A 10,608-nucleotide genomic window follows, 5' to 3' on the forward strand; every position below is an offset into this window, starting at 1 on the left:
CTCTTGAGCGACGGCCATCCTCGCGCACGATCCAGTTGTTTCAATCCTTGTTCTGGTGGATTGGAGATGGCGGCGATGATGTCCGACCAGGCGTGCGGCCCGCTGCTCTTCGTTTCAATCCTTGTTCTGGTGGATTGGAGATGGCGGCCGGCTGATGGGGGGCGTCATATCTCTATCATCCCGGTGGTTTCAATCCTTGTTCTGGTGGATTGGAGATGGCGGCAGCACCCTGTGCGAAAACATATCTATATCAGGTAGATGCGACGTTCGGCGCGGACCGATTCTTACCCTCTTGAGCAACATCCTAGCCCGTCGGAGCCCGTCTTGAGCCGTCATCGACATCGAAAAGATGTCAATTTTCTTATGAGCATCAGTATCTTGTAGGCGAAGATCGGCTAGACGCAAATATTTTTGTAACAACAGTCTTCGCACCGGATGCGTGACGGGGTCCTTGCCGGTAAGCGACCTGTCTGAATAATATCGAAAATCTGTCCGATCAGCAACTTCGTGCGGGCGATGGACTCAGCGGTTACCGGCACCTCCAGCAACTGGTTGCCATCGCGCACGTAGGCGACGAAACCCCGCGTTACAGGCTGTTGATAAACCTCGCTAATCAGCATCGCGTAGAGCAGAATCTGCGTTTCATGCGTCTTGAACACCGTGTCCCGCGCTTCCGTGTACTTATAGTCCAGCGGTGCCATCGTGCCATCCTTCAGCCACAGCACCTCATCGACGATGCCCCTCAACCGCAGGACCGGCGCTGCCAGGTAGACCTCGATCTCCCGCTTGACCGCGCCGATCTTGCGACGCAGATAATCACGATTTTCAGTCGCGCGGCGCTGGTGGACCTCGCGGCCCTTGAGGACCTTGAAACGACTGTCCTCGTGCTGCGGGATGTTCTGGACGTTCATGAACCAGGTGAAGCGCGGGCAATAAACGTGCTCCAGGACCTCCGATGGCGTGATCATCGGGGAACGCTCGGTATCCAGCGGCCAATCGTTCATAGAAACAACGCCCGCACCTGGTCGGTGACCAGCTTTTTATCGAAGGCCTGGCCGAGCAGAATCACCTTCTTGAAATCCGGCTCGCACATGGGAAAGATATAGACCGAATCCACCTCGTGGTCCACCCACTCATCGATCTGCAGCCGCAATTCATCCAGTCGATTACGCTCGATCGTTCCCAGAAAGACCGATTTCTGGACGCGATACAGCCCGGCCTCCTTGCACAATTTGGCAATTCTGGTGCGTGACTTGTCCACGACGATGTCATAGATTATCCACACCAGCGTCTCGGTCGTCTTCATCGCTCAGTCTCCCGATCCATTCATTTGCCATGCGGTGACAATCGAGTTGTACGGTATCCCGCCGTTTGATATTGCGGTTGCGGTAGCGGATGGTTTCATCGAGGTGTTCGCCGAACCGCTCCATCAGTACGGCCTTACCCTGCTTGTTCAGCGTCAGGCCGTTTTGCAGGGGATCGAACAGGTCCTTGGTGATCTTGCGGGCCGCGAACAGTCCGACCACCGTTTCATCCGCCCAAATCCGATAACACTCGATCAGATCGAAGACCAGTGACTTCTTCTGGTAGTGGTCGGTATGGACGAATCCGACATAGGGATCGAGGCCGGCAATGATGCAGGCACGCTCGACCGTGCTATACAATACGCCATAGGAGTAGTTCAACAGACAATTGAACTCGTCCTTGGCGGGGTTGTGCGAGCGGGCGGCAAACTGGAAACTCTCCGGCAACAGCAGATTCACGGCTTCCCAATAGGTGCGCCCTGCCCTGCCCTCGAACCCCATGATGCTGCCCCGTACCTCGTCGAGGTTGCCGCTGACGCCTGCGAGCGATTCGCGCAGGTCAGACAAGGCCTTGATCTTATCCGTCAGTGCCGCCGACAAGCGCGTGCGGCGCTGGCGCGCCTCACGCAGAAACAGGAGCTGATTTTCGATCTTGCGCGATAACCAGCCAAGCGCCAGGCGCAGCCCTTGTTCGGTGTCGGCCAGGCGCAATTGTTCGCGGCGGATGGCGGTCGTCGATCCCGGCCGACCATGCCAGACACGGCCATACGGCTGTCCGAATTTGTCGAGAAAGACGATATCGATGTTCTTCTCGACGGCCAGTTGAATGGCATCGGTCGAGAGGCTGGCCCCGGTGGTGATGAGGATCGAGCGTACCTTGCGCGCGGATACCTCCTGCTTCTGTTCCTTGATGTTGATCACGAACATTTCGCCCTGGCGGTGCAGATAGGTCCCGAAGGTGGTGAGAATCAGATCCATTGTCGTGCCTCAGTCAGTGGGCTGGACGGGCGTGCCGCCGAGTGGTGCGCGGACGTTGCGCCGGTCCCGCTGTCGGCGGGCCCGCCGGCAGCGGGAATGATGGAACACCGAGTTGTCAAAGATCCGGGCGCGCTAGCACCGCAACCAACCAAAGCCATGACTGACGGCATGTCCGAACGAAAATCCATCCGGCAGTGCGGCGTTCGTGGCGACTTCTCCGGTCAGGCCGAGGAGTTTCTCCCCCTTGTAATGGCAGGGGCAGGGCTTAAGGTCGGCAAGCGTCGCGTACAAGCGCTCGGGGAATGTGACATCCAGGCCGCGCATGGCGATCAGCAGATTTGCGACGAGGAGCCGCTCACGCTCACTGCGTTGTTCCGCTTCATTCATTGTGTGATAGCGGCGATAGTTTTCCTGATTGAGCAACAGGACGGGCGTCGCCAGTCGGTAATGACCCAGCCGCTCACCGACGCCGAATCGTCCCTGGGTCAGGGTCAAGGCGGCATCGGCGACCACCACCGCGTCCTCACCGAGCAACAGATTCAACTCCAGCCAGGGTAGCGCCAGCAGCCGCTCGGCGGCCTCGCCCCAACCGACCACCAGTCCCCGCCCGTGGCGCCACCGGTACTGCACGCGAGGATAGCGGTACAGCGCTTTTCCTGTCAACAGGTCGTGCTGGTGAAACAGGTCATCGCCGCGAAAGGCGTTGGCCAGGGCGCCGCGCAGTTGTTTGGTGCGCCCCTGCGGGCCGCCGTTCAGGTCGCGGTCCCATCGCAGTTCGACTTCGGCGAAGGGGATGCTGGCTAGAAGATGCATGTGGCACTCTCTGCGGGCAGGCCGATGAAGCCCGCTGCGCGATCATAGGTTTGCGGACCGGTCGTGATCCGGTTGACGTCGTCGCGGTCAAGCCCATGCGCGGCTTGTGCCTGGATCTGAATGACCCGTTCATAGAAGGCACGCTTGAAAGGCCGAAACCGCTTGTCCTGCTCCGCCGGGGTCAGTGCGGGATCATCCCGCACGGCGCGATAGCGCTCCCACAGTGCCGCGTCCGGGGGCTTGCGGACCACGAACAGCGAGACCGTCGGACGCTCCTCGATCAATTGGAAGGCCCGTTCGACGCCGATCAGATCGCCCCGCGCCAGTTGCTCATCGACACGCTCCTGGTCCTGCCGCGCCCGACAGCCGCGAAAATAGCGCTGACTCAGATCCAGAAAGTCGCATTCATCCCAGGTGTCCACCGTGCCCAGGGTTTCTTGCGTGACCTCGATCAAGGCGCTGTCGTAGACCCGTCGCCAGAGGGATTCCCCGGTGCTGCCATCGGGTTTCGCGGCCTGCAGGTGCCAGAGGTGCACCTCGCCCGGCACCGCGCCGGCTTCGCCGTGGCGGTTGCAGCGCCCGGAGGCCTGGATGATGGAGTCGAGCGGGGCCAGGTCACGGTGCACGACCGGGAAGCTGAAATCGACACCGGCCTCGACCAATTGGGTGGCGACTGCAATGACCGGTTGGCCCTGTCGCAACAGGCGTTGGATCAGCCTGATCCGCACCCGGCGGTCGTGCGGGGTCAGGTCGGTGGAGAGTGCGACCAGGGGGCGCCCCGGGAAGGCCGCGCGCAGGGCCTCGAACAGGATGCGGACCGCCCGGCGCCGATTGACGATGACGAGCGCGGCTTGTTCATGCCGTTTCAACCCGATGGTCAACTGCGCGGCGAACGCCTCCAGTTGGAGGGGTTCACGGTGGTGCGCGTGTAGCCGGGTGCGGGTCAGGGCGCGGAAATGCACGTCATGATCCGGGAGCAGTTCCACGGCGTCGCCCGGCTGGAAGATGAGTGGTCGGGTCGCGGTCAGGAGCACAAAGCGGGTGCCGAGGGTCCGCGCGGCGGCCATGAACAACTGGCGCAAGGCCTCCCAATAACGAAGGGGCAGTGCCTGCACCTCGTCCAACAGGACCAGCGCCCCGGTCAACTGCCCTGCCCGCTTGAGATTGGCGTTACGGGGGCTGAGCAGTGAGTGCAGCAGTTGGTGGAAGGTGGTCACGACCAACTCACTCTGCCAGGTCTCGGTGAGCAACTGGCCGGCGCCGTCCGCCTGATATTCGGCGTCCTCGGAGCGGAACAGGGCTTCCGTCAGGTGATGGTGCTTGAGCAGCAGGTCTTCGCGGTCGGGCAGGTGATTGCTCCGCAACACGGCGCGGAACACCGCGTGGTTCTGGTCGATGACCGAGGTGAAGGGCAGACAATAGATGATGCGCGGGGCGCTGCCGCAGCGTTCTTCCAGGCGGGTCCGCGCCTGCAAGGCGGCATGGAGGACGGTCAAGGTCTTGCCGGCGCCGGTCGGCGCGGTGAGGGTCAGCAGGGGGCTATCGAGATGGGCGAGCCAGGTCCGCGTGACCGTGTCGGCAATGCGTTCACGGCGCTGATCCAGGGTAGAACCGGCGTCCGGCTTCGCGAGGCAATCAGGAGTGTCGCCCCACAGCCGTTGCTTATGCACCGTCACCGCCGCCGCGGGCAGCGCCTGGCGGTCGATCTGCGCGCCTTGTAAGGCGGCATCGGTCTTGTCCACCGCCAGCAAGGCCCCGAAGCCCGCCAGCATGGCAAGCGCCTCGTCGACCGGACCGAAGGCCTTGCGCAGTTTCGAGCCGAGGGTCTGGCGGTCGCGCAAGCGCGCCTCGATGCTCGCCAGGGTCAGGGGTTCGGGTGTCCCGCACAGCCCCTGGTCGGGGAGACGCGCGGCAACCTCAATCAGCCACTGATGGATGCCCGGCAGGTCCATGGCAGCGAGTTGTGTGCGCAGCGGGCAGTCCAGTTCGCCCCATTCGGCGCGGACCTGCTCCAAGAGCATCGGCCACTCCTGGAACGTCAGGGCCCCGTGATGGCGGCGTACCGCGATGAAGGCGGCCAGGCGCTGCCAGAGCGGCCAGTCGAGTCCGGCGGTATACCACCAGAGCAGGAGCGCGCCCGTCTCGGCGTGATGACTGAGTACCGAACGCGGGCCGGCGCGCAGCAGGTACTCCTGAAACCAGGGCGTAGCCTTGCCGAGGTCATGAAAGAGCCCGGCGACCAGGGCGATGGCGCGGATCTCGGCGCGCGCCGTCGGGGCGATAGCGGCGGCGGCCCGTTGCGCGACCCGCTCCAGGTGGGCCGGCAAGGGATCGCCCGGATGGGCAAAGTTCTCAGAGAAAGGCAACGCGGTCGGGACCGATGGCATGGAGGACTCCGGTGCCGCCCTGGCCGCGGATCGGTTGCCCGTCTTCGGCCAGGACGATTTCCTGATAGCGATGCACGATGCGCGCGCCGTCCATCACGGCGGGGACGCGCAGGCGGTGATAGCGTCGGCCTTCCTCGTAATGCACCTGGAGGCCGTCGCTCAGCGGCACCGCCGTGGTTGCCTGCCATTGCCCGTCCTGCAAGACCAGCGCCGGCCACTCACCGACCCAGGTCAGATCGGCCAGACAGGGCGCGAGCCCGAGCGCGACCGTGTAGGCGGTGCGGCCCGTGCGCAACCGCTCGGCCAGTTCGTCGGCCACCGGCTCGGCCAGCCCGGCGACGTAGATCCGAAACTGCGGATTACGCAGGAACTCGAACGGTACCTGGGTGTGTGTGTTCTGTCCGGCCAGCGGACGGAAAAACCCATCCGTGCCCGTCTTGGTTTGCAGCAGATTGAGCGCCGCCCGGAACACCCGCAGCGGGGCGCGCAGCCCTACACCGATACGCACCCGATCCCAGCCGAGACGCTGGTGATAGGCGTCCTTGCCGTAGCCGAGCACGGCGCCCAGCATCCCCAAGACCGCCGGTGGCGGCGGCAGTGGATAGCTCACCGGGCTCATCGGCGAATAGGGCTTCTTGAACTGCCCGTATTCACCGGCGATGTCGAAGACCAGAGCCCGCATGGCTACAGGTCCAGCGAACTGACCGCCAACCCGGCGGCCCCGGCCAGTTCGGCGAACAGCCCTTCCTGGGCGCCGGATTGGCAGCGCAGTCGCGGGTCCTGCATCACCCGCAGACCGGTCAGGGCCGGGTAGTCGCGCAGGGCGGTCAGCAGTTCGCCGACCTCGAGCCGAAAATCACGGGTCGAGCGCAGTGCGGTGTCTTCCACCGTCTTGCCGGCCAGGCTGACGCGGCGCGGCAGGGCGCCCAGCCGGTAGCCGGGGCGATAGTCGGCGGCGACCAGGAGCAGTGGATCATGGCCGATCTTGGAATGGGTGTTGAGTGCCGCGGTGCCGCGCCACAGTCCTTGCAGCAGGAGGTCGAGATCGACCTCACTGAGCCCGGTCGTCTGCGCGGCGGTTTCGTTGGCGACCCCGTAGGCGGCGATCAGGGCATAGGGGAGCAGCCAGCGTTCGGCGAAGGATTTCTGGTTGCCCTTGTCGCTGCCGGCGTAGGCGGCGGTCTGTTGCACCAGGGTCGGACTGACGCGATGCAGCGAGCGGTTGAAGGCCGAGAACTGCACCGGGCCGGTCAGTTGCAGCGAGGGTTCGTTCTTGCCCAGCGGGAGGGTGGCACCGAACAGACGCGCGTCGATGCAGCCGCGCAGGACCGCGGCTTCCAGGGCCTGGCGCTTGGCCTCACCCTTCTTACCCTTGGCCGCTTCGGTCAGAAACTGCTCGGCGCGATCCTTGCCTTCGGAAAGATAGCCGTCGGCCTTGAGGGTGTCGCGGATCAGTACCTCGCGGCCGGCGGCCAGGCGTTTCTCCGCGTCCGGTTCCAGGCTCAGGAACCAATCGCGCACGGTACGTTTGATGCGTACATCGCTGATCGTGGCCTCGCCGGTCTCGGGATCGGTGCGCGGGCGGTTCTCATCGAGCGGGTCGCCGTTGGGATTGCAGTCTTTGGCCTCGTAGATAAAAAGAATTTCGCAGCGGTTGGTGATTGCGGTCATTCGGTGTGCTCCTGAAGAATTACTGCACGTCGTTGATTTCAGTCGTCGATTGCTACAGGTTCCGGTTCGCCCGCGCCCGCGACCGCGCCCGCGGTGGTCTTGTCGAGCTGCCCGATTCGGTAGGCCAGGCTGTAACCGATGGTGAAGGCGAAGGTGGCCTCCTCGTCGCCGATCGCCCAGTTCTCCGCACAGGCGACCCAGGCGTTTGCCAGGTCCGGGTCCAGCCCGGTGATGACATAGCCGAGCTTGCCGTATTGGGCCAGTTTGCCGTGACCCTCGCGATAGAGTCGTTGCAACTGCTGGCGACTCAACAAACGCCCGATGAATTTCTTGGTAAATGGATCGGCACCGCGCACCTGACGCTGCACCGAGGCCACCTGCGAGGCGTAGCAGCCGGTCAGAAAGGCGACGATCAGTTCCGGTCGGCGGAAGAAATCGACATGCTCTTGGACGTAACGTCCATAAGGGCTGTTGGGAATAACGTCGGACATGGCGGGATGCTCCATGACGGGATCGGGAACGATGAGGCGGGTCAAACGGGCGTAGCGGTAGAGGCCCCAGGCCTGGAGCGTCATCCAGTGCAGGAACTTGGGCTCACGCTTGCCGGTACTGAGCAGTTTGGCAACCAGGCAGTGCAGAAAGTGGCTCAAGTTCACCGCCTGTCCGTCAAAGAGCGCCGCCAGCCAGGCGCGCAGGGTGTCCTCGCTGCTCTTGTCGCTGGCGCTGGAAAAATTCTTGAACGTCAGTGCGTTGATATGAATCTGCTTGATTTCAGCCTTGCCCTCGGTGGTCAAATCGGCGGCATTGGCAATCGTGCGGATCGCTTGCTGCAGCAGGCGCAGGCGGCTCGGCAGGAGTTGTTGCACTTCGGCCTGCACGCGCCACGCAGCGTTTTGTTGCTTGAAGAAGATCACAGCGAAGGCCAGTTGGTCGCCAAAACCGGCAAATTCATCGCTCAGGGCCAGTTCGTCGGCAAGCAAATCGCGCGCCTTGCCCAATTGATAGCGGTCGGGACGCTGACCCAGGCGGGCGCGCAGTTCTTCCCGCACCTCGGGGTTGTTGCTGTAGGGCAAAATCAGATAATTCTGCCCCGCCATGCTGCTGGACAGGTTCGCCTCGGCGAAGGTGAAGGTCTCGGCGATGGACAGGGCACAGTCACCGCACACGGGAAAATTGCGATGCGCCTTGGCGGCCTGAAATCCGCCCGCGATGGCGCCCGGATTGTTGAGGTTGTAGCAGGCCACGACCGCGTAGTTGCCGTATACCCTGACTGCCGTGCGCCCGCAGATCGCGCAACTGCTGTCGGCACGCTCCCCGCCCTTGTCGGCGAAGGCGGCCAAGGCCCGCTCGACCAGGAATGCACGGGTCTGCGGCCAGGCGTAAACCGGTTGCATCTGGTCATCGGCCCAGTAGACATAACCACGATGCTCCTTGCCATCGATGCCGGCATCTTTTTGCCGCGCTTCGACCTCGGCCCAAATCGCCGTTTGCGCCTCGTTGAAGCAGACGAGGCTGTCGACCAGCCACTGGCGCTTGTCACCCGGCAGGCTGGAATTGCCAGCGAGTTCCTTGACCGCGCCGGCCAGACGGTTTGCGGTGTTGCCGGCCAGTTTGCAGCATGGGGTAAAGTCGGTCCCGTTGGGCGGCCCGGAGCGGTAGACCACTGCCTGATTGCCCATGAAGGTCCTCACCCCGCACCACTCGCCGCCGGGACCAAAGCACAACGCCAGCCCCCGGTCGTAATTCGCGGGCATCCCTTCGTTCAGCCGCTCCCAGGCTAGCCGCTCGGGCAGGCATAGGCTCAGTTCGTAAAGACGTTGAAACATTCGCTGCGATCCTCCGAAACCAGGCCACCATTCCAACATAACGGACGCTGTTTGTCCGAAAAAAAATCCCCGCATGGTACCTTGGCGCCGGCCTTGATCATTGTTCCGGCCGCCCCGGGCCGGAGTCCAAGGCTTCAGGCTTGGATGTACAGGACCAAGGCTGAAGCCTTGGACTCCAGAAGGTGGCCGCTGGCCGGAAAGATGATCAAGGCTTTGGCGCCATCCGGGCGACGATGTGATCACCCGCGCGGTCGGGTTAGCGTGGCTTGTCGTGCCGTCCACCAGTCCAGGGCAGCAAGAGCGCACGCGTCGCGGCGGTCTTGATCATCGCGGCGGCCACCCTGCTGGACGGGAGGACGGAAGTTCGCTGGTCCGCGCATCGGACCCTACGGGCGGGGCGGCCGGGTCCGCTGTGCCGACCGCAGACCTCGCCGTTGGCTGATGGGCCGGGATGGTGATGAACGCTCGTCGCGGCTGAAGCCGCTCCCACAGTGGTTTCACCCGTCACCCGAATCTGCCTTCGACCAGGAGGTGCAGAAGATGGCTTCCATTCAGATGCGAAAACGAGATCTGGATCGCGGTTTCAGTCATGGTCCGCTGCTGAGTTCCAGCCAGACTCTTGGGGAGGGCTGGCAGTGCGGCGATCCGGATGGACTTGGTGGTTAGGCGGCCTGGGGGTCGCCCTGGTCCTGGCCCTCTCGGCGGCCGGCGCGCGGGCGTCGGTACCCGGGGAGACGGCGTCAGTACCGTCCGGATGGCGTTCGATGAGACCCAACTCCGCCAGGCGTGGCGCCTGCGCGGCGACATCGCTTCCAACCCCTGCGGACAGTCCTGCAACGGAGCAAGGTCCTGCCCGCCTCAGTCGGTCGAGAAGCTCCAGCCGCGCCGGTGTGATGTCGGCGAACGGGGACCGCTCTCGGAAAGCTGACCTTAGGTCCAGCCTCGGCTTGCCGCATCTGACGTATGTTGTGCTCCGGAGAGATGATTCTCTTAGGAAACGGCATCTGGCCAATGATCGCCAAGCACCTGCCCGGCGGAAAAGGGACAAACCTCAGGAAATACGCTTTCGTCCAGGCCGGTTTCACCAGCGGCCTGCAGGATGGCTCGCGCATAGGCATCGCTCAGGAACTCTTCGAAGCGTGCACGCAGACTGGGGTTCTGGTGCAGCAGCGCTGCGACATCGAAACGCTGAATCTTGATGGTCAGACGCCAACTGTTGCCGCGTCGCTGCGGCTGGTACTGCCATTTCAGCAGATGCGCCAGCAGAATGCCCAGGCGGCTGACGAGTTCGCGGCGTTCACGCGCGCTCATGCCTTCCAGTTCCTCCGATAGATGCTCGACATCCAACTCGCTACCGCGGCCTTGGCGGCACAGCTCGGCCTGTTCTTGTGCCCATTGCGCGAAATCGGCCTCGTAAAGATTGTTCATCGGAATTACCACATGCATTAAGCTCGCTAGCCGCCGCGCATGGCGATCGGCAGATTCGCGACGGGAGCCGTTCACTCTGACGACACTGTACACAAGGATAGCGGTACGGTGCTTTTTCTGTCAACAGGTCGTGCTGGTGAGTCGCGGCGGCCGCGATCATGACTGCGGCCATCCGACTGGGCGGGAGGTCGCTGGTCCGCA

Annotated in this window: 9 protein-coding genes; all 9 read right to left on the reverse strand. The window is 63.3% G+C overall.

Annotated elements, in window-relative coordinates; all coding sequences use genetic code 11:
* Positions 1-395: 395 nt before the first annotated feature.
* The 9 genes from cas4 to QZY48_RS32390 all read right to left on the reverse strand — a co-directional run bounded on the left by cas4 (position 396) and on the right by QZY48_RS32390 (position 10,407).
* Positions 396-1,004, reverse strand: a complete 609-nt coding sequence (gene cas4 / locus QZY48_RS32350) for a CRISPR-associated protein Cas4 (RefSeq protein WP_295438508.1) — start codon at positions 1,002-1,004, stop codon at positions 396-398.
* Positions 1,001-1,306 carry a CRISPR-associated endonuclease Cas2 gene (cas2, locus tag QZY48_RS32355; protein WP_295438511.1) on the reverse strand — a complete coding sequence of 102 codons (306 nt, stop codon included), beginning with the start codon at positions 1,304-1,306 and terminating at the stop codon, positions 1,001-1,003. Before cas2 ends, cas4 begins: the two co-directional genes overlap by 4 nt.
* A complete protein-coding gene (cas1, locus tag QZY48_RS32360) occupies positions 1,269-2,282 on the reverse strand; it encodes a CRISPR-associated endonuclease Cas1 (protein WP_295438514.1) in 1,014 nt (337 codons plus the stop codon). The genes cas2 and cas1 overlap by 38 nt, the downstream gene beginning before the upstream one ends.
* A 132-nt stretch (positions 2,283-2,414) precedes the next feature.
* Positions 2,415-3,095, reverse strand: coding sequence for a CRISPR-associated endonuclease Cas6 (locus QZY48_RS32365; protein WP_295438516.1), 681 nt, complete (start codon positions 3,093-3,095; stop codon positions 2,415-2,417).
* Positions 3,083-5,482, reverse strand: a complete 2,400-nt coding sequence (gene cas3, locus QZY48_RS32370) for a CRISPR-associated helicase Cas3' (RefSeq protein ID WP_295438517.1) — start codon at positions 5,480-5,482, stop codon at positions 3,083-3,085. Before cas3 ends, QZY48_RS32365 begins: the two co-directional genes overlap by 13 nt.
* Entirely contained in the window at positions 5,448-6,164 is a 717-nt protein-coding gene (gene cas5b / locus QZY48_RS32375) for a type I-B CRISPR-associated protein Cas5b (RefSeq protein ID WP_295438520.1), read from the reverse strand. The genes cas3 and cas5b overlap by 35 nt, the downstream gene beginning before the upstream one ends.
* 2 nt (positions 6,165-6,166) lie before the next feature.
* Complete coding sequence (gene cas7b / locus QZY48_RS32380; RefSeq protein WP_295438522.1) at positions 6,167-7,153, reverse strand: type I-B CRISPR-associated protein Cas7/Csh2; 987 nt, start codon at positions 7,151-7,153, stop codon at positions 6,167-6,169.
* Between the two features lie 38 nt (positions 7,154-7,191).
* Positions 7,192-9,261 (reverse strand): TM1802 family CRISPR-associated protein, encoded by a 2,070-nt coding sequence (locus tag QZY48_RS32385; protein ID WP_295438524.1) that lies wholly within the window; start codon positions 9,259-9,261, stop codon positions 7,192-7,194.
* A gap of 708 nt (positions 9,262-9,969) precedes the next feature.
* Positions 9,970-10,407, reverse strand: a complete 438-nt coding sequence (locus tag QZY48_RS32390; protein ID WP_295438526.1) for a DUF29 domain-containing protein — start codon at positions 10,405-10,407, stop codon at positions 9,970-9,972.
* Between the last annotated feature and the right edge of the window lie 201 nt (positions 10,408-10,608).

Source organism: uncultured Thiodictyon sp. (assembly GCF_903828115.1).
Taxonomy (GTDB): Bacteria; Pseudomonadota; Gammaproteobacteria; order Chromatiales; family Chromatiaceae; genus Thiodictyon.

Excerpts from the sequence above, each read along its gene's own strand:
- cas7b (WP_295438522.1), bottom strand. The coding sequence starts at position 7,153 with ATGACCGCAATCACCAACCGCTGCGAAATTCTTTTTATCTACGAGGCC.
- cas1 (WP_295438514.1), bottom strand. The coding sequence starts at position 2,282 with ATGGATCTGATTCTCACCACCTTCGGGACCTATCTGCACCGCCAGGGC.
- QZY48_RS32365 (WP_295438516.1), bottom strand. The coding sequence starts at position 3,095 with ATGCATCTTCTAGCCAGCATCCCCTTCGCCGAAGTCGAACTGCGATGG.
- cas3 (WP_295438517.1), bottom strand. The coding sequence starts at position 5,482 with ATGCCATCGGTCCCGACCGCGTTGCCTTTCTCTGAGAACTTTGCCCAT.
- cas4 (WP_295438508.1), bottom strand. The coding sequence starts at position 1,004 with ATGAACGATTGGCCGCTGGATACCGAGCGTTCCCCGATGATCACGCCA.
- cas5b (WP_295438520.1), bottom strand. The coding sequence starts at position 6,164 with ATGCGGGCTCTGGTCTTCGACATCGCCGGTGAATACGGGCAGTTCAAG.
- cas2 (WP_295438511.1), bottom strand. The coding sequence starts at position 1,306 with ATGAAGACGACCGAGACGCTGGTGTGGATAATCTATGACATCGTCGTG.
- QZY48_RS32390 (WP_295438526.1), bottom strand. The coding sequence starts at position 10,407 with ATGAACAATCTTTACGAGGCCGATTTCGCGCAATGGGCACAAGAACAG.